Here is a 19,396-nt window from a genome sequence, read left to right on the forward strand (position 1 = left end):
TGATGACAACTATAAATTAATGTAGTTATGACTTAGTGATAACTACACAGGATTCACAATGTCGATAAAGTGATGTTTTACACCAAACTCCTGAGCCAGATGCTCACCTAATGCTTGAATACCAAATTGTTCAGTAGCGTGATGGCCTGCCGCAAAATAATGGATGTTTTGTTCCATAGCGCAATGGTAAGTGCGCTCAGACACTTCACCACTTATAAATGCATCTACGCCTAATAATGCCGCGTGATCAATATAATCTTGCGCTCCACCTGTACACCAAGCTAATGATGAAATGAGTTTTTGCTTATCACCTATATGAAGCGGCTCTTTATTAAGTTTATCTGATAACAAAGCACACATTTGATCTGCAGTTAATGGCTTAGGTAACTTCCCTTGCCATAGCAAACTCTGGGGAATGTCAGCACAGACTTCAACGTCATTTAAACCCAGTTTATTAGCAAGTTCAGCATTATTACCTAATGTAAGATGCGCATCTAATGGTAAATGATAGCCGAATAAATTAATGTCGTGGGTCATTAAAGCTTTAATTCGATTGTATTTCATTCCTGTTATGACTTCAGGTTCACTTTTCCAGAAAAAACCATGGTGCACCAAAATTGCATCGGCATTTAACGCCGCGGCTTGTTCAATTAATGCTTGGCATGCAGTAACGCCTGTTACGATGGTTTTAATCTGTTCTGTGCCCTGCACTTGAAGACCATTTGGCGCATAGTCTTTAAATTGGTTTACATTAAGAAAATCATTTAGATATTTGGATAATTGTTGGCGAGATACAGACGTTAATGACATAAAACTAATCCTAAAAATTTTGATATTAACAGTGTAACGCAGTCCAATACTTATTGAAAAACCCTTGTTAAGATTGATTATTTGCTAGGCTATTTTTGCTTTAATTGGACTTTTGGGTGCATTAAACACTAAAATTAGGCTTAAGGGATGTTGAAAACATTAAATAAACTATTCATTAAAGAAAAATAGGTCTCAAAATGTCTAACTTGACTAAAGAAGCGCTTATCGCCGAATTAAAAGCTGCTCTTGAAAAGCAAACTTCAAAAACTGTTGAAATTGAACAGAAAGGCAGTTGGTATAAAATTGATGGCGGCAAGTCTTTACGCTTTAGCGATCTTGAGCAAATGCACCTTGAAGCTACTCAAGGCAAACCAGCAGATAAAGCTCCTGCGGCTAAAAAGGAAGTTGCTAAAAAAGACGTTGCGAAAAAGCCTGCTGCAATACCTGCAGCCAAGAAGGCCGTAGCTAAAAAGTCAGTTGCTAAGAAAGCGAATGCTTCAGGTGGTAAAACACCGAAAGAATTATGGCGTGAAAAATTAGCAAATGCGGGTAAGAATACTCTGCCACGCGGTTTCTAATATTCGCTAAATCTTTAAAACTAAAAAGGAGCCTCTGGCTCCTTTTTTATTATCGCATTTGTTTACTTGTTAAAGCCTTTAGCGCAAGAGCAAACTACATTGCAATATCAACTCTGACATAACCTTTAAGGTAAACCACTCTGACTTCATCGCCAGCAACAAATGTCATACCAGGATCTAAGTCTTGAATGACCATCACTTGGGTTCCATCATCTAAATTTATCATCATTTCAATCAGCTGATATTCGAGAGTTCGAGTTGAATTACCATATCGATTTGCCGCAGCACCACCTAGTAAAGCTCCCAATACTGTTGCGACATCTTGACCAGAACCGCCACCAAATTGGTGACCTACAACACCGCCGATTAATGCCCCGCCAAAGGTTTTCCAACCAAGATTACGATCTTCAACTAATTGAGTTTCAGTGACATGCTTGATGGACTCGACTTGACCGTATACAACCTTCTCAACTGGGACGGCTTGATTTCTGTCATAAGCTGACAAGGTAGAAGTGCTAACAATGGACATAAATAACGCAAAAAGCGCACTAAATCTTATCGCTGAGCTGTTTGTGAGTTTCAACATAGACAAAATTCCGCTAACGTAGGCATTAAGGTTTAGTCAATAATATACTTAATTTGAACTCACTGTCTTATTTAAATCATCTTCCGCATTTTCCAGATCCCAAACAAGCACTCGATGATCCTAATGGGTTACTTGCTGTCGGAGGTGACTTATCGCCACAGCGTTTAGTTGAAGCATACTATCAAGGGATTTTTCCTTGGTTTAATGATGACGACCCTATTCTATGGTGGTCGCCTGACCCTAGAGCTATTTTTACGCCAAAAGCTCAGCCACTTAATAAAAGCATGAAAAAATATCTACGTAAGACACAGTGGCGTTATACCATTAATCATGCCTTTGCTGATGTTATCAGAGCATGTTCAGAGCCTAGACTCACCCAACAAGAGACTTGGATTTCAACTAATATTCAAGAAGCTTACATTCAGCTCCATTTATTGGGCAAAGCTCATTCAATCGAAGTTTGGGATGGTAATCAGCTTATTGGTGGTTTGTACGGTATTGCTGTTGGGAGTGTGTTTTGTGGTGAGTCTATGTTCCATCGTCAAACTAACGCATCAAAAGCTGCTTTTGCCATACTCAACCAGCATATCGTCAAACACGGTTTTAAATTGATCGATGCACAAATTATGAATCCACACTTAGAAAACTTGGGCGCTCAAGCATGTCCTCGAGAAGATTTTTTATCTTCTTTGAAGCAATTACGTAATCAAGTTATCGATAATAAGGCTTGGGTAGCACAAGAGGTTTGTTTTGAGTTCTAGAAGTATCAGTGTGGGTATTAGCCACCCTTTTGATTGTAACTACATCGAAGGGTTAAAAGAGCAGCTGCTTATCATTCAAGAGTCTCAACTTGATAGTGCATTGTTTGAGCAATTGCTCGGCATGGGTTTTAGACGTAACGGCAACTCGATATATAAACCACGTTGCCCTAGTTGCTCTGCCTGCCAATCCATTCGAGTTGTCGTGCCAGAATTTAAAATATCTAAAAGGCAAAAGCGTACACTTAAAAATAATCAAGATTTACATTGGAAAGTGACCCATGAGGTCACAGATGCCCATTATACATTATACGAAAAATACATCATTGGTCGTCATTCAGATGGACCTATGTATCCACCCAGTGAAAATCAATATAAGGATTTTTTATTGTGTGACTGGCTAAAACCCACGTATATCGAAGTGTACCAAGAAGATAAATTAATTGGGGTCGCCGTCACTGACGTTATGAATAACAGCCTATCTGCTATTTACAGCTACTTTGACCCCGACTACGCTAAACGCTCACTTGGGGTTTATATGATCTTATTACAATGTGAATTAGCCCAGCAGCTAGGCAAGCAATTTCTGTATTTAGGTTATCAAATTGATGAAAACAGAAAAATGAATTACAAACGTTTATATCGCCCTTATCAAATATTAACGGCAAATGGATGGCAACATATTGAAAAAGAACCCACGCTATAGTGTTTCAATCCTTTACAGTAAGCGCTTTTTGGGGCATGATACGGCGAATTTTTTATATTTGAAGGCATAAAGGTAACCAATTAATGGCGAAAGAAGACAACATTGAAATGCAGGGCACAATCCTTGAGACCTTGCCAAATACAATGTTCCGCGTTGAACTTGAAAATGGTCATGTTGTGATTGCACACATTTCTGGCAAGATGCGCAAAAACTACATCCGTATTTTAACGGGTGATAAAGTTACGGTTCAGTTGACTCCTTACGATTTAAGTAAAGGTCGTATCGTCTTCCGCGCACGTTAATACTGCCTCATCTATTTAAAAACCCGGCTTAAATGTCGGGTTTTTTATTGGCTATAGATTAACGTTAATACAAAAATGGCTATCTGATTTCAGATAGCCATTTTTATTAAACGATTAACACGTCAACACTAAACCAATGTGCAAATTACGACACCTTTTCTTCGCATTCGCAGTTAATGACAATTTCATTGTCCTTAACATCCACTTTGGCAGTACCGCCCGCTTCCAATTTACCAAACAGTATTTCATCGGCTAAAGGTCGTTTAATCAACTCAGTGACAACTCGTCCCATAGGTCGTGCGCCCATGTTTTTGTCGTAGCCTTTTTCAGCAAGTAGCGTACGCGCTTCATCAGTCACTTCCAATGTCACCCGTTTCTCGTCAAGTTGTGCTTGTAGTTCAATTAAGAACTTATCAACTACTTTGGCAATAATGGTCATATCTAAATGATTAAACCAAATAATTGAATCTAAACGATTACGAAACTCTGGCGTGAATACCTTATTAATTTCAGACATAGCATTAAGACTATTATCTTGCTGCTTAAACCCAATTGAAGTGCGAATGGTTTCTTGCACACCGGCATTGGTTGTCATCACTAAGGTGACATTTCTGAAATCAGCTTTACGGCCATTATTATCAGTTAAGGTTCCGTGATCCATGACTTGTAATAGCAAATTGTAGACATCCGGATGGGCTTTTTCAATTTCATCCAATAACACCACACAATGAGGGTTTTTAATCACAGCATCTGTTAACAAACCACCTTGCTCATAACCCACATAACCTGGAGGCGAACCGATTAGGCGTGAAACCGCGTGACGTTCCATGTACTCTGACATATCGAATCGAATTAACTTCATGTTTAAACAAGAAGCTAATTGGTTAGTCACTTCAGTTTTACCCACACCAGTAGGTCCAGCAAACAAGAAACTACCTACTGGCTTTTTCTCAGCGCCTAAACCACTTCGAGATAATCGAATGGCTGAACTAAGCCCCTCAATCGCCTTGTCTTGGCCAAACACCAACATTTTAAGGTTACGCTCAAGGTTTTTAAGTAAATCCTTATCAGTAGACGATACGGACTTTTCAGGAATACGAGCGATCTTAGCGATTATCGCTTCAATTTCTGGCTGACCAATGGTTTTCTTACGTTTGCTTTGCGGCAACATCACCATACGAGCGCCCGCTTCATCGATTACATCAATGGCTTTATCAGGCAAGTGACGGTCATTGATGTGTTTTGCCGATAAACTCGCAGCTGAACTTATGGCAGCTTGAGTGTATCGCACGCCGTGGTGTTCTTCGTATTTGGACTTAAGCCCTAATAGAATTTTAGTGGTCTCGGCAACCGATGGTTCGTTAATATCTATTTTCTGGAAACGTCTTGCTAGGGCGCGATCTTTTTCAAAAATACTTTGGTATTCTTGAAAGGTCGTCGACCCCATACAGCGTAGCGTACCGTTAGACAGTAATGGTTTTAGCAAATTTGATGCATCCATAACGCCACCGGACGCGGCACCTGCGCCAATAATGGTATGAATTTCATCGATGAACAAAATTGCGTGTTCATTCTTACCCAGCTCTTTAAGTAAGCCTTTAAAGCGTTTCTCAAAATCCCCGCGGTATTTTGTGCCCGCAAGTAATGAGCCTAAATCTAATGAGTAAACAGTTGCATCTTTGATTACATCAGGTACTTGATCGTTAACGATACGATAAGCTAGGCCTTCTGCGATGGCAGTTTTACCAACACCTGCTTCCCCCACCAATAGCGGGTTATTTTTACGACGACGACATAAGGTTTGAATCGCACGTTCTACTTCGTCATCACGTCCTATTAATGGATCGATCACACCATCTTTAGACATTTGATTTAAGTCAGTAGCAAATTGCGACAAAAGACTCCTGTCTTCAGCAGACTCGCTGCCTTCTTCTGATGCTTCTGGATTATTAATTTCACTATCGTCGTCATCTTTCGGTAAACCATGTGAAATGTAATTCACCACATCTAAACGGGTGATTTCGCAACGACGTAGTAAGTAAACTGCTTGGGATTCTTGTTCACTAAAAATAGCCACGAGTACATTGGCACCAGTGACTTCATTACGCCCTGAAGATTGCACATGGAATACTGCACGTTGCAGCACACGTTGAAAACCTAATGTTGGCTGGGTTTCACGTTCTTCAGTGCTTTCGGCGATTAATGGGGTTGTTTGTTGAATGAAGTTAGATACTTCCTCGTGAAGACGAGTAATATCCGCGCCACAAGCCAATAGTGCTTCTTTGGCCGATGGGTTATTGATTAATGCTAATAATAAATGTTCTACCGTCATATATTCATGACGTGAATCTCTAGCTTGTTGAAAAGCTAGGTTCAAGGTGACTTCGAGATCTTTGTTTAGCATAAGCACCCCCTAAAAATACTCATAAACTGCAGAGTTACCAATGGAAAATCAAATCGTTCATCATGCAGTTTCTAATGAACACAGTAATGGATGTTGATTTTCTTTGGCAAATTGATTTACTTGTAACACTTTCGTTTCGGCAATGCCAAACGAATAAACACCGCATATTCCTTTACCTTGGTGATGGATAGCCAACATAATATCGGTGGCTTGTTGTTCATCCTTATTAAAAAAGCGTTGTAACACTTCTATCACGAAATCCATCGGAGTGTAATCATCGTTATTTAACACGACTTTGTACATTGAAGGTGGTTGTAGCTCCGATTCAACACGTTCTTCTGTGTGCTCTACGCTGCCTAATCTACCCATGAGTTAATACTAGCCTCTAGTTTGGTACAAGACCAATTGATATTATTAAATTAATTAAATGTTGTCATTTTGTTAATTTTTACTTGACATCTTTTCGTACAAATTTCATTCTGTTCTGAGGCGGCAATAGAGACCGCTGATAAAAATAAGTTTTACTATCTTACTGGTAAGTAGACAACAGAAGGAAGTGGAAGTATGGCAAGCGGAACTGTTAAATGGTTCAACAACGCCAAAGGATTCGGGTTTATTTGCCCAGATCAGGGTGGCGAAGATGTATTTGCGCATTATTCAACAATCGAAATGGAAGGTTATAGAACGCTTAAAGCGGGCCAACCTGTAGATTTCGAAACTGAGCAGGGCCCAAAAGGGATGCATGCTTCAGCCATTTCACCTACTAAATAGTAGCTGAAACTATAAAACAAAAAGGCAGAGATTTTAATCTCTGCCTTTTTTATTTAATAATTTTATTGCATATCACAGCTCGTTCGCTTAAAAAACACCCAAAAAGATTTCTTAAACACAAACTTTCTTACAAAATTAACGAGTCCAACAGCCAACACACTTAAATTTTTTGCACAAAAAAGCAGAAACTTTCGTTTCTGCTTTTGCTATTTAAGCGAATTAACACCTGTTATTGTATTAAGCCGTAATGAAAGAGTTCAACAATGCACTCGGACGCATTGCCGCTTCTGCTTTTGCTGCATCTAAACGGAAATAACCACCTAAATCAACAGCTGGACCTTGTGAATCATTTAACTCAGCAACAATTGCAGCTTCGTTTGTAGTTAATGATTCAGCTAACCCTGCAAATTCAGCAGCTAATTCAGCATCAGTTGTTTGAACTGATAATGCTTGAGCCCAGTACATAGCAAGATAGAAATGGCTGCCACGGTTATCAAGCTCACCTACACGACGTGAAGGAGACTTGTTACTATCCAAGAATTGACCAATAGCCGTATCAAGTGTATCTGCCAATACTTGTGCTTTAGGGTTGTTCTCAGTTTGGCTTAAGTGCTCTAAAGACGCCGCTAACGCTAAAAACTCACCCAGTGAATCCCAACGTAAGTGCCCTTCTTTCTCAACCTGCTGAACGTGCTTAGGTGCACTACCACCTGCGCCAGTTTCAAATAGACCACCGCCATTCATCAGTGGCACAATCGACAACATTTTAGCACTGGTGCCTAATTCAAGAATTGGGAATAAATCAGTTAAGTAATCACGTAATACGTTACCAGTTACTGAAATCGTATCTAGCCCATCATGAACGCGCGCAAGTGTTGCTCGAGTTGCCTCAACTGGCGCTAAGATTTGTAAATCAAGACCTGCTGTATCGTGATCTTTTAAGTACAGTTCTACTTTTGCGATAAGCTGAGCATCGTGAGCACGATTGCTATCTAACCAGAAAATTGCAGGCGTGTTGCTTAAACGAGAGCGTTTAACAGCTAATTTAACCCAGTCACGAATTGGTGCATCTTTAACTTGGCACATTCTGAAAATGTCACCCACTTCGACGTTGTGGCTCATAAGTACGTCACCCGCACTGTTGATAACCTTAACAACACCCGCTGATGCAATTTCAAACGTTTTATCGTGGCTACCGTACTCTTCTGCTTTTTGTGCCATTAGACCGACGTTTGGAACGCTGCCCATTGTCGTTGGGTTAAATGCGCCATTGGCCTTACAAAATGCAATAGTTTCTTGGTAAACACCGGCGTAACAACGATCTGGGATCATTGCTTTTGTGTCTTTTAGTTGACCGTCTGGTCCCCACATTTTGCCTGAAGAACGAATAGCAGCAGGCATAGAAGCATCAATAATGATATCACTTGGTACATGCAGATTAGTAATACCTTTATCAGAATCAACCATCGCTAGTGCTGGACGCTGTGCGTAAACAGCAGCAATATCAGCTTCAACTTCAGCGCGTTTTGCTTGTGGAAGCGATGCGATTTTAGCGTAAACATCACCAAAACCATTGTTTACATCAACACCTAACTCATCAAACAATGCTTGATGCTTAGTGAATACGTCTTTAAAGAACACTTTAACAGCATGACCGAATAAAATTGGGTCAGACACTTTCATCATGGTCGCTTTTAAGTGAAGCGATAATAAAACATCTTCAGATTTAGCGGCTTCGATTTCACGCTCATAAAAAGCTTGCAATGCTTTGTTACTCATCACTGCAGTATCGATGATTTCACCTGTGAGCAAAGGCAGGTTTTTCTTAAGCACAGCTTCTTGACCGTCAACTTGCGTTAGTACAATACTCACTGTGTCCGCGGCAGTTAACGTTACTGACTGCTCGCTTCCGTAAAAATCACCTTCTTGCATATGAGCAACATGAGATTGTGAGTCACTTGCCCATTTACCCATTGAATGCGGATTTTTCTTAGCGTAGTTTTTAACTGAAGTCGGTGCGCGGCGATCTGAGTTACCTTCACGTAATACCGGGTTTACCGCACTACCTTTAATCTTGTCATAACGGCTTTGAGTATCACGTTCAGCATCGGTTGTAGGCTCATCCGGATAATTCGGAATGTCATAACCTTTAGCTTGAAGCTCAGCAATACAAGCTTTCAATTGTGGAATTGACGCACTGATATTAGGTAACTTAATAATATTAGCTTCAGGAGTCCCAGCCATCACACCTAATTCAGTTAATGCATCGGAGATTTTTTGTTCTGCAGTTAACTTTTCAGGAAAGTTTGCAATGACACGGCCTGATAAAGATATATCTCGGGTCTCAACTTTAACACCTGCAGCGTTGGTAAATGTGCGGATGATAGGGAGTAATGAAAGCGTGGCTAATGCTGGCGCTTCATCAGTTTCAGTATAAATGATCGTTGGAGAGTTATCTTTCATGCTTTTTCCTACATTATTGAAATAAAAAGTTTTTATAAATTATTATTGTAATAAGTAACTACCTAAAATAGCTTCAATCTTGTTGTCGAAGTCTATTTATATACGGCACAAATCCATATGAAAATAGAAAAATAAACTGTGGCTGTGGTAACAAAAGTGGGCACAGATCACATTTTTTAGGCCAACATCATAGATCATTATCTCGCAGATTCAAATTCCACTAAGGCCCAATGCCAAGTAAACTATGCAAAATAACTTAATTTCGCCCTTAAATAGGCTTATCTATGCCAGCAAATGACAAAGCAAAACGATTTAGTACCAAACCGGCATTTGCCCGAACAGCTAAAAAGTCTACCAACAATACCAGAAAACCCGTTAAACGCACCGTAAAAAAAACGGTTAAAAATCCAATAATAGTGTTATTTAACAAACCTTTTGATGTTCTTTGTCAATTTACTGATGAGTCAGGAAGGCAAACATTAAAAGATTTTATTCCAGTAAAAGATGTTTACGCTGCAGGTAGGCTTGATAGGGACAGTGAAGGATTATTGTTGCTAACTAATGACGGTAAGCTACAAGCCCAAATAACTCAGCCCAAAAAGAAAACATATAAGACTTATTGGGCTCAAGTTGAAGGCGAGCCAAGCGAGCAAGCAATAAAAGAGCTATGCCAAGGTGTTGAATTAAAAGATGGAATAACCTTACCTGCTAAAGTGACGGTCATGAGTGAACCTAACGTTTGGGAACGAATACCACCGGTTAGGGAAAGAAAATCAATTCCGACAACTTGGTTAGAAATTCAAATTTGTGAAGGTCGTAATAGGCAGGTTAGAAGAATGACAGCCCACATTGGCCACCCTACTTTAAGATTAATTCGCTATAAAATAGGTCAATGGAGTTTAGATGATATCGATAATGGGCAATATAAAACGATTGCCCAGTAATTTTCATATTAAATAAACTGACTAATGAAGTGGACCCAATGTGCTTCAGCGTGTTTAGGGTTAGTGTTCACAACTAATATAGGATAATTCAATGACTCAGCAACGCTACAAACCTAATACGACTGTGGCCTGTGTGATCCATTGCCAACAAAAGTTTTTATTCGTCGAAGAAATCATTGAAGGTGAAGTTCGTTTCAATCAACCTGCTGGTCATATTGAGGCTCTAGAATCAATTCCACAGGCTTGTAAACGAGAAGTTAATGAAGAGACTGGGTTAGATATTGAATTGGCAGGCTTGATTGGTATCTATCAATTCAGCGCAGATGAGCAATTGGCTTTTGTGCGGTTTACCTTCGCAGCAGAGACTGAAAACTTGATAGATTGCCAGCCTTTAGATGAAGCGATTAAGGCTTGTCACTGGCTTACATTAGATGAAATAAAGTCCCGTAAACATCAACTTAGAAGCCCTTTGGTGATAAAATGCATCGAGGACTATTTACATAAAGGTCACAGCCCATTATCACTGATTGATAGTGACCTTCAGATGATAGCCGACAACAACAATGCGTGATAGAATATGCGCCGCACATTTTTGAGATTTTCGTGATGTTTTTCATCGATTTTTAAGGTCAGTTGTAAAGGTCGATTTTTACATTTATTTATGATGGCAAATACCTAGCGACTTGAAAAACGCTATTGTCGACCACATGATCATCTCTTGTATCCGTAAATTCACTGGTTTTTAGGTTTTATGACATCAATCAATCCCAATCCCAATTCAAATGCTAAAAAAGTCATCGTAGGCATGTCCGGCGGTGTAGATTCTTCAGTTTCGGCTTATCTGCTCATGCAGCAAGGCTATCAGGTTGAAGGATTATTTATGAAGAACTGGGAAGAAGATGATACGGATGAATATTGTCTTGCAGCTGAAGATTTAAAAGACGCACAAGCCGTCTGTGACAAACTCGGCATCAAATTGCACACGGTTAACTTCGCATCAGAGTATTGGGACAATGTGTTTGAACATTTCCTTGAAGAATACAAAGCGGGTCGTACACCGAACCCTGACATCATGTGCAACAAAGAAATCAAATTCAAAGCATTTTTAGAATTCGCTGATGAAATTCTAGATGCTGACTACATTGCTATGGGCCATTACGTTCGTCGCCACGACAACGAAGATGGCACCACTCAAATGCTTCGTGGTATAGATGCTAATAAAGACCAAAGCTATTTTCTTTATACGTTAAGCGACAAACAAGTTGCTAAAAGCTTATTCCCTGTTGGCGAATTAGAAAAGTTCCAAGTTCGCGATATTGCCAAAGAAATGGGTCTTATCACCCATGACAAGAAAGACAGCACAGGTATTTGCTTTATTGGTGAACGTAAATTCACTGACTTCTTAGGCACATACTTGCCAGCACAACCTGGTGATATTGAAACAGCTGAAGGTGAAGTGATCGGTACTCACCAAGGTTTGATGTATCACACCCTTGGCCAACGTAAAGGGCTTGGCATTGGTGGCTTAAAAAATAGCAATGACAACCCTTGGTATGTAGTTGAGAAAGATTTATTACGTAATGTTCTTATTGTTGCTCAAGGCGGTAATCACCCTCGCCTGATGTCACATGGCATGCTTGTGAGTCAATTGCACTGGGTTGACCGCAAAGGCCCTATTTCGCCAGCAACCATTACCGTTAAAACTCGTTACCGTCAGCAAGATGTGAAATGTACTGTTACGACTGAGGGCGAAGATAACATTAAAGTGATGTTTGATGAGCCAGTTGCAGCGGTAACGCCAGGTCAATCAGCGGTATTCTATGATGGTGAGGTCTGTTTAGGCGGCGGCATTATCGATACGTTAATTAGAGGATAGAGCGTGAGCCAAGTATTATTTGAACGCACAATGGCGTTTGCAGGTATTTTACAAGCTATTGCTCAAGTTCAACACCTCGCCCGTCATGGTGAGTCAGACGAGACAGCCATGGCGGCAAGTTTGAACACCATCATGGTGACAGATCCAGAATCAATTTCTGATATCTATAAAGATAAACAAGCGCTCAATAAAGGCTACCAGCTAATTGAAAATCAATTAGGCGACGGTAATAGCAAAGACGTTGAAACAACACGTTATTTGGTTGGCATGCTCGCACTAGAACGTAAATTAGCACGTTCTGCCAACGGCCTTGGCATGCTAGCTGAGCGTATTAACCAAGTTCACCGACAACTGCACCATTTTGCCATTACTGATGAGCAAATCGTTGCGAGCTTAGCAAGCATCTATAGCGATGTGATCAGTGAGCTTGGCCCTAAATTACAAATTTCTGGTAATCCAGCTTGCTTGCAACAACCGCAAGTACAACAAAAAATCCGTGCTTTACTTCTATCAGCTATGCGCAGTGCTGTTTTATGGCGTCAATTAGGTGGCAAACGTCGTCATCTGGTTTTTGCTCGTAAAGCCATTGTGGATACTGCTATTAGCAGCCGTAAAAATAATTAATCGTATCACCCTACAACAAAAGTTCATCAAGGAGCTTCAAATGGATCTTTCTGCACTGACTGCTATCTCTCCGATAGACGGTCGTTATGGTAGCAAAACCACCTCTTTACGAGGTATTTTCAGCGAATTCGGTTTAACTAAATACCGTGTTCAAGTTGAAATTAACTGGTTAAAACTACTTTCAAGCTGCCCAGAGATTGAAGAAGTTCCGCCATTCAGTGAAGAAGCATTAATCTTACTGGATAGCATCAAGGATAACTTCAGCGAAGAAGACGCATTGCGCGTTAAAACAATTGAAAGAACCACCAACCACGACGTTAAAGCGGTTGAGTATTTCATTAAAGAACAAATTGCCGATAACGCTGAATTAGTCGCTATCGACGAATTTGTTCACTTCGCGTGTACTTCAGAAGACATCAATAACTTATCTCATGCGTTAATGCTAAAAGAAGCACGTGAGTTAGTCTTGGCACCACAGTGTCTTGAAATTGTTGATGCAATTAAAAAATTAGCGACTGAAAACAAATCAGTTCCGTTAATGTCACGTACTCACGGACAACCAGCTTCACCTACTACATTAGGTAAAGAGATGGCTAACGTTGCTGTACGTCTAGAGCGTCAACTAAACCAAATCAACGCAGTTGAAATCATGGGTAAAATCAATGGTGCTGTAGGTAACTACAACGCACACATCTCTGCTTACCCAGAAGTTAACTGGCATGAACTGTCACAGCGTTTCGTTACAAGCTTAGGCATCAACTGGAACCCTTACACAACTCAAATCGAACCGCATGATTACATTGCTGAACTATTTGATGCTGTAGCACGATTTAACACCATTCTTATCGATTTCGATCGTGACATTTGGGGTTACATTGCAATGGGTCACTTTAAGCAACGTACTATTGCTGGCGAAATTGGTTCTTCAACCATGCCGCACAAAGTTAACCCTATCGATTTTGAAAACTCAGAAGGTAACTTAGGTATTGCTAATGCGCTTATGCAGCATTTGGCCGCTAAATTGCCAGTTTCAAGATGGCAACGTGATTTAACGGATTCAACCGTATTGCGTAACCTAGGTGTTGGTATGGCTCATTCATTAATAGCTTATCAAGCAACAATGAAAGGCATCAGCAAGCTAGAAGTTAACGAAGCAAACCTATTAGCTGAATTAGACAAAAACTGGGAAGTACTGGCTGAGCCTGTACAAACGGTTATGCGTCGCTATGGCATCGAAAAACCATACGAAAAGTTAAAAGAATTAACCCGTGGTAAGCGTATTGATGGTGAGCAACTTGCTTTATTCATCGATGGCTTAGAGCTACCAGACAGCGTTAAAGCTGAACTTAAAACAATGACACCAGCTAACTATATCGGCCGTGCTGAAGCATTCGTTGACGAGTTAAAATAATCCTCCAAATAAGCACTTAAGGTGACTTATTAGATGAATAAGGAATGGCGACGCCTCGTAAGAGCTGTCGCCTTTTTAATACTATGTATACATTAAATTTCGATACAGCTGACTTCACCCGTGAATATTGGCAAAAGAAGCCCATTGTTATTAAAAATGCCTTTAATGACTTTGAAGATCCCATTTCAGCAGATGAACTTGCAGGTTTAGCAATGGAAGAAGATATATCTTCGCGCATTGTTCAAACACAAGCGCAGGGCTGGAATGTAGTTCAAGGACCATTTGAAGATTATGATGAATATGGTGAAGATGGCTGGCAGTTATTGGTTCAAGCCGTTAATCATTGGTATCCAGAGTCTCAACCATTAGTCGAGGCGTTTCGCTTTTTACCCGACTGGCGTTTTGATGACTTGATGGTGTCATTCGCAACACCTAAAGGCGGCGTCGGGCCACATATCGATAACTACGATGTATTCATTATTCAAGGTGAAGGTAAGCGACGCTGGCAGGTTGGCAATATTGGCAACCACCAACAACGTGGTGGTGATAAAAACAGCCCATTAGTCGATGACTTTGAACCTATTATTGACGTGGTATTAACCAAAGGTGATGTACTTTATATTCCGCCTGGTTACCCACATTGCGGTGAAACGTTAACACTTGCTTTAAGTTACTCAATTGGTTTTAGAGCGCCGAGTCAGCAAGAGTTGCTGACCGAAATGGCAGATTCATTAATTGATAATAATCTTGGTAAGCAGCGATTTACCTCAACTGAAGAAGTAGCAAATAAAGGCTTCGTGAGTGAGCAACAACAGCAAGGAATGATGAATTTACTAACTCAACTTGCCCAAGACCCAAATCAATATCAAACCATGCTGGGTAAATTGTTAAGTCAAAACCGTTTTGAGTTAGACCTTAACCCATTTGAGCAACCAATTTCGGCTAATGATGTTACTGAAGCCATTGAAGATGGCGCTAGCATTCAACGCATTGGTGGCTTAAAAGTCCTCAAGTTAGAAGCTGATAAGCAAGCACAATTATACATCAATGGTGAAGTGGTAACAGTTGCAGGTATCGATGCTGATATTGTAGCAATTATTGCTAATGAGCACTTTATCGACCAAGACTCTTTATTGAAATGGAGTCAACAACCCGCTCTAGTGAAGTTAGTTGCTCAGTTAATCAACCAAGGTTGGTTTTACTTTTCTGAATAGCATTTAAAGTTATAAATAGCATTTAAAGTTATAAATCGAGTCATTAAAAATGGCTGAAATCCAGTTATAAAAAAGGCACTAAAGAATCTACGTTAGTGCCTTTTTTATCTGTACTTATAACAAAAAATTAATAAAGGTCGGTTTCGCCTATCGGACGAGTTTTTAAAAACTTCAAAAACCACATGTACTGTTCAGGGTAAGCGTTAATCACCTGTTCAACCATATGATTTAGCGCGATAGCTTCATTGTCTTTGCCTTGCATGTCTTCTGGATTCACCGCTGGCATCACGGTTAAATTAAATTGGCGAGCTTGTTTGTCATAGCCAATTTTGACCGGCAACACTTGCGCCTTTCCTGCTTGAGCTAAGCGCCCTACCACTGGCAAAGTGGCTTTAACGGTGCCTAGTAGCGGTGCAAAAACACTTTGCTCGCGGCCTAAATCTTCGTCAGGTAGATAAAAGAAACTATTATCTTGTCTTAATTCACTGATTAGAGCGCGTATACCTGCCTCTCGCATGTAAACCCGACCGTTTTGACTACTACGTAGACGATTACTAAACCAGTTAAATAAACCGTTTCTGTGAGCTTTTGCCATCGTAACCATGGGGAGCTCAATGTTAAGCCTAATACCTGCATAATCAATCGGCCACACATGGGGCATAATAAAGATGATAGGCTGACCAGCTTGTCTTGCTGAGTTAACATGCTCAAAACCATCAATCGTTACCCTGCGTTTGATATGCGCATTCGAGCGAAGCAACAATTCAGCTTGTGACATTAACGTCAATACAAACATATCGACATTGTCTTTAATCAAAGCATCAATTTCAGCAGCAGATTTTTCAGGAAAACAGGTGCGTATATTAATGCGAGCAACATTTATTGGCTTTTTAGCTATCAGCATCACAAGCCTTGCCAATAGTCGAGAAAGTGGGTCTCGGATCAAGGCAGGCATTAAACCAAATATAAACAAGATGACAATGGCAAGCCATGTGCCCCAGTACTTGGGATGCAATAAAGAAAGAGTAAATCGACGGTCGAAATGTTTTGCTTGTCTAGCCAAAAGAAACCTCAAAAAATTACATCAATGCTATGAAATATAAAGAGCGGAACCAAACACGTATAATAACAATTTTCTAGTACTGACAACACGATAATTTTATATCATCTACTTAACTCACACTGGCTTATCCGTCTTAGAAAACAAAAAAGCCACTCAAACGAGTGGCTTTTTTAATCAAGCGAAACTATTTCTTAGCCGAGTTTGATTCTTCAACTCGAGTTTTCAACTTTTGTCCTGGACGGAAAGTCACAACACGTCGAGCTGAAATTGGAATATCTTCACCAGTTTTTGGGTTCCTTCCCGGTCTTTGATTCTTGTCGCGCAGATCAAAGTTTCCAAAGCCAGATAACTTGACCTGCTCACCACTTTCGAGTGCTTCTCTAATTTCTTCAAAGAAAGACTCAACCATCTCTTTGGCAACACGTTTATTAATGCCCAGCGTTTCAAAAAGATGTTCTGCCATTTCGGCTTTGGTAAGTGCCATACTTTTAGTCCCTCAACGATGCGTTGAACTCGGTCTTAAGTGCAGACACAACTGAATCAACAGTTTCAGTTATATCCTTTTCTTCAAGCGTACGAGTAATGTCTTGTAATGTAAGTGCTATTGCAAGGCTCTTTTTGCCTGCTTCAACACCTTTACCTCGGTATACGTCGAACAAGTTTAAGCCAACCAACTGATTTTCGCCAACTTTTCTTATCAAATTCATAACATTAGTTGCAGAAACTTCTTCTTCAACAACAACAGCAATATCACGTCGATTTGCAGGAAACTTAGATACAGTCTGGGCTAGCGGCAAACTGGCATGCAGTAAAGCGTCCAGTTCTAACTCAAAAATAATTGTTTTACCATTTAGTCCAAAAGGCTTTTCCAAACTAGGATGGACAGCACCAATGATACCAATGACCTGATTATTTCTTAGTATTTCAGCACATTGCCCCGGATGAAGAGCAGAATGTGTTGCACTTCTAAAAGTAAATTCAGAAGTCGAAACTGTCAAGCCGATAATTGATTCTAAATCACCTTTTAAATCAAAGAAGTCGACAGTTTTAGAATCCATAGACCAATGTTCATCATTTTGAACACCAGAAATCACCGCACCAATCATGGCTTCTTGTCTAACACCAGAATCTGCTTTTGCATCAGGTACAAAGCGTAAACCCGTCTCAAATAAACGCACACGACCTTGCTGACGGCTTTGGTTATAACCTACTGAGGTCAACAATCCAGTGAACATAGAAAGGCGCATAGCAGACATTTCAACCGAAATTGGGTTCGGCAAAATCATTGCTGGTGCATCTGGGTGAACAAGATTTTGTTGCTTAGGGTCAACAAAGCTATAAGTCACAGCTTCTTGGAAACCGCGAGCAACTAGCACATTACGTACTTTACGTAATGAAATATCCGCTTCTTTATGATCAGACATGGTTAACGAGGCTACAGGTGCAATATTCGGGATATTGTTATATCCGTAAATACGCGCAACTTCTTCGATTAAGTCTTCTTCAATGGCCATATCGAAACGGTAAGTTGCCGTCACAACAGTCCAAGTTTCCGCATTAGCTGTCACAGTAAAGCCTAAACGCTCAAGAATTTCAGTCACATCAGCTGCAGGAATATGGTGACCTAAAATTTTATCAAGCTTGCTACGACGTAGTGTTAACTCAACTGGCTTAGGTAAATTAGCTTCAGTAACCGCTTCTTCAACAGGACCAGCCTCGCCACCACAAATATCTAATACTAGACGTGTTGCTCGGTCCATGACCTTGTGTTGTAGTTCAGGGTCAACACCACGCTCAAAACGATGTGAAGCGTCTGTATGAAGACCTAAACGGCGTGATTTACCCATAATCGCAAGCGGAGCAAAAAATGCACACTCTAAAAGGATATCTTGAGTCTTAGTCGTTACGCTGGTTTTTTCGCCGCCAAACACACCTGCTAAGGCAATTGAGCCACTGTCATCTGCGATAACTAAAGTGTCATTAGGTACTGTCACTTCATTACCGTCTAATAATGTCAGCTTTTCAGCGCCATCACTTAAACGTACTTGAATCGCACCAGACAATGTTGCTAAGTCAAACGCATGCATTGGTTGACCGTATTCAATTAATACATAATTGGTAATATCAACAATTGGGTCAATTGAGCGAATACCACTACGACGCAATTTTTCTTGCATCCATAATGGAGTCGCAGCAGCTAAATCTACGTTTTTAACCACACGGCCTAAGTAACGAGGACAAGCTTGTGAATCAATCACATTGATTGCAACTTTATCTTCGATGGTCGCTGTAACCGCATCCCAAGTTGGCTCTGTTACTGCTTCACGATTTAATACGCCGACTTCGCGGGCAAGACCAGCCATACCAAGGCAGTCTGCGCGGTTTGCAGTTAAATCAACATCAATGATGGCATCATTAAGGTCTAGGTATTCGCGAACGTCTTTACCGATTGGCGCATCCGTTGGTAATTCGATAATGCCATCGCTTTCGATGTCGATACCTAATTCACCATATGAACACAACATACCAAATGATGGTTGACCACGTAATTTGGCTTTTTTGATTTTAAAATCACCAGGAAGCACTGCGCCAACCATAGCAACAGCAACTTTTAAACCTAAACGGCAATTTGGTGCGCCACAAACGATGTCGATTAACTCTTCTTCACCGACATTAATTTTGGTAACACGCAGTTTGTCAGCATCAGGGTGCTGACCACACTCAACAACTTCACCGACAACAACACCACTAAATGCGGCAGCTACTGGGTCAACGCCATCTACTTCAAGACCGGCCATTGTAATTTGGTGTGATAACTCGTCACGGCTTACTGATGGGTTAACCCACTCACGAAGCCAAGATTCACTGAATTTCATCTTTATATCG

Annotated in this window: 19 protein-coding genes; 11 read left to right on the forward strand and 8 right to left on the reverse strand. The window is 40.4% G+C overall.

The genetic code is table 11. From position 1 onward, the window contains the following. Nucleotides 1-42: 42 nt before the first annotated feature. Nucleotides 43-810 (reverse strand): Nif3-like dinuclear metal center hexameric protein, encoded by a 768-nt coding sequence (locus tag QPX86_RS11495; RefSeq protein ID WP_220754683.1) that lies wholly within the window; start codon nucleotides 808-810, stop codon nucleotides 43-45. A gap of 197 nt (nucleotides 811-1,007) precedes the next feature. Between QPX86_RS11495 and QPX86_RS11500 the strand changes: the two genes are divergently transcribed. After that, complete coding sequence (locus tag QPX86_RS11500) at nucleotides 1,008-1,388, forward strand: hypothetical protein (RefSeq protein WP_220754682.1); 381 nt, start codon at nucleotides 1,008-1,010, stop codon at nucleotides 1,386-1,388. A 94-nt stretch (nucleotides 1,389-1,482) separates the two neighbouring features. Here the strand turns inward: QPX86_RS11500 and QPX86_RS11505 are convergent, their stop codons facing one another. Further along, nucleotides 1,483-1,917, reverse strand: coding sequence for an outer membrane lipoprotein (locus tag QPX86_RS11505; RefSeq protein ID WP_285165162.1), 435 nt, complete (start codon nucleotides 1,915-1,917; stop codon nucleotides 1,483-1,485). Between the two features lie 110 nt (nucleotides 1,918-2,027). Here QPX86_RS11505 and aat point away from each other — a divergent pair, with 110 nt between their 5' ends. The 3 genes from aat (at nucleotide 2,028) to infA (ending at nucleotide 3,740) form a co-directional block, all read left to right on the forward strand. Further along, nucleotides 2,028-2,735, forward strand: coding sequence for a leucyl/phenylalanyl-tRNA--protein transferase (aat, locus tag QPX86_RS11510; RefSeq protein ID WP_285162738.1), 708 nt, complete (start codon nucleotides 2,028-2,030; stop codon nucleotides 2,733-2,735). Beyond that, nucleotides 2,725-3,438, forward strand: a complete 714-nt coding sequence (locus QPX86_RS11515; RefSeq protein ID WP_285162740.1) for an arginyltransferase — start codon at nucleotides 2,725-2,727, stop codon at nucleotides 3,436-3,438. Before aat ends, QPX86_RS11515 begins: the two co-directional genes overlap by 11 nt. 83 nt (nucleotides 3,439-3,521) lie before the next feature. Beyond that, on the forward strand, nucleotides 3,522-3,740 hold the full coding sequence (gene infA, locus QPX86_RS11520; protein WP_011496276.1) for a translation initiation factor IF-1: 219 nt from the start codon (nucleotides 3,522-3,524) through the stop codon (nucleotides 3,738-3,740). 145 nt (nucleotides 3,741-3,885) lie between these two features. Here the strand turns inward: infA and clpA are convergent, their stop codons facing one another. Next, nucleotides 3,886-6,144 (reverse strand): ATP-dependent Clp protease ATP-binding subunit ClpA, encoded by a 2,259-nt coding sequence (gene clpA, locus QPX86_RS11525; protein WP_220754678.1) that lies wholly within the window; start codon nucleotides 6,142-6,144, stop codon nucleotides 3,886-3,888. 60 nt (nucleotides 6,145-6,204) lie between these two features. Beyond that, on the reverse strand, nucleotides 6,205-6,513 hold the full coding sequence (gene clpS / locus QPX86_RS11530) for an ATP-dependent Clp protease adapter ClpS (RefSeq protein WP_102528713.1): 309 nt from the start codon (nucleotides 6,511-6,513) through the stop codon (nucleotides 6,205-6,207). A 195-nt stretch (nucleotides 6,514-6,708) separates the two neighbouring features. Between clpS and cspD the strand changes: the two genes are divergently transcribed. Beyond that, a complete protein-coding gene (gene cspD / locus QPX86_RS11535) occupies nucleotides 6,709-6,915 on the forward strand; it encodes a cold shock domain-containing protein CspD (protein WP_055024439.1) in 207 nt (68 codons plus the stop codon). Between the two features lie 237 nt (nucleotides 6,916-7,152). Here the strand turns inward: cspD and QPX86_RS11540 are convergent, their stop codons facing one another. Further along, complete coding sequence (locus QPX86_RS11540; protein WP_285162750.1) at nucleotides 7,153-9,378, reverse strand: NADP-dependent isocitrate dehydrogenase; 2,226 nt, start codon at nucleotides 9,376-9,378, stop codon at nucleotides 7,153-7,155. A gap of 284 nt (nucleotides 9,379-9,662) precedes the next feature. On the opposite strand from QPX86_RS11540, the gene QPX86_RS11545 reads away from it, so the two are divergent. The 6 genes from QPX86_RS11545 (at nucleotide 9,663) to QPX86_RS11570 (ending at nucleotide 15,447) form a co-directional block, all read left to right on the forward strand. Continuing rightward, nucleotides 9,663-10,322: an rRNA large subunit pseudouridine synthase E gene (locus QPX86_RS11545; RefSeq protein WP_285162751.1), complete on the forward strand. Its 660-nt coding sequence runs from the start codon at nucleotides 9,663-9,665 to the stop codon at nucleotides 10,320-10,322. A gap of 91 nt (nucleotides 10,323-10,413) precedes the next feature. After that, entirely contained in the window at nucleotides 10,414-10,893 is a 480-nt protein-coding gene (locus QPX86_RS11550; protein ID WP_220754675.1) for an NUDIX hydrolase, read from the forward strand. 180 nt (nucleotides 10,894-11,073) lie between these two features. Beyond that, nucleotides 11,074-12,198, forward strand: coding sequence for a tRNA 2-thiouridine(34) synthase MnmA (mnmA, locus tag QPX86_RS11555; RefSeq protein WP_285162753.1), 1,125 nt, complete (start codon nucleotides 11,074-11,076; stop codon nucleotides 12,196-12,198). 3 nt (nucleotides 12,199-12,201) lie between these two features. Continuing rightward, a complete protein-coding gene (hflD, locus tag QPX86_RS11560; RefSeq protein WP_220754673.1) occupies nucleotides 12,202-12,822 on the forward strand; it encodes a high frequency lysogenization protein HflD in 621 nt (206 codons plus the stop codon). A gap of 40 nt (nucleotides 12,823-12,862) precedes the next feature. Then, a complete protein-coding gene (gene purB, locus QPX86_RS11565; protein ID WP_220754672.1) occupies nucleotides 12,863-14,233 on the forward strand; it encodes an adenylosuccinate lyase in 1,371 nt (456 codons plus the stop codon). Nucleotides 14,234-14,316: 83 nt separating this feature from the next. Further along, complete coding sequence (locus tag QPX86_RS11570; RefSeq protein WP_285165163.1) at nucleotides 14,317-15,447, forward strand: ribosomal protein uL16 3-hydroxylase; 1,131 nt, start codon at nucleotides 14,317-14,319, stop codon at nucleotides 15,445-15,447. Nucleotides 15,448-15,574: 127 nt separating this feature from the next. Here QPX86_RS11570 and lpxM read toward each other — a convergent pair whose 3' ends face one another. From lpxM to pheT, 3 genes are all read right to left on the reverse strand, one after another. Next, nucleotides 15,575-16,510 carry a lauroyl-Kdo(2)-lipid IV(A) myristoyltransferase gene (lpxM, locus tag QPX86_RS11575; protein WP_220754671.1) on the reverse strand — a complete coding sequence of 312 codons (936 nt, stop codon included), beginning with the start codon at nucleotides 16,508-16,510 and terminating at the stop codon, nucleotides 15,575-15,577. Nucleotides 16,511-16,694: 184 nt separating this feature from the next. Next, a complete protein-coding gene (gene ihfA / locus QPX86_RS11580; RefSeq protein ID WP_055024430.1) occupies nucleotides 16,695-16,994 on the reverse strand; it encodes an integration host factor subunit alpha in 300 nt (99 codons plus the stop codon). 4 nt (nucleotides 16,995-16,998) lie between these two features. Continuing rightward, nucleotides 16,999-19,386 carry a phenylalanine--tRNA ligase subunit beta gene (gene pheT / locus QPX86_RS11585; protein ID WP_285162754.1) on the reverse strand — a complete coding sequence of 796 codons (2,388 nt, stop codon included), beginning with the start codon at nucleotides 19,384-19,386 and terminating at the stop codon, nucleotides 16,999-17,001. Between the last annotated feature and the right edge of the window lie 10 nt (nucleotides 19,387-19,396).

Origin of the sequence: Shewanella goraebulensis, from assembly GCF_030252245.1 — a bacterium.
Taxonomy (GTDB): Bacteria; Pseudomonadota; Gammaproteobacteria; order Enterobacterales; family Shewanellaceae; genus Shewanella; species Shewanella goraebulensis.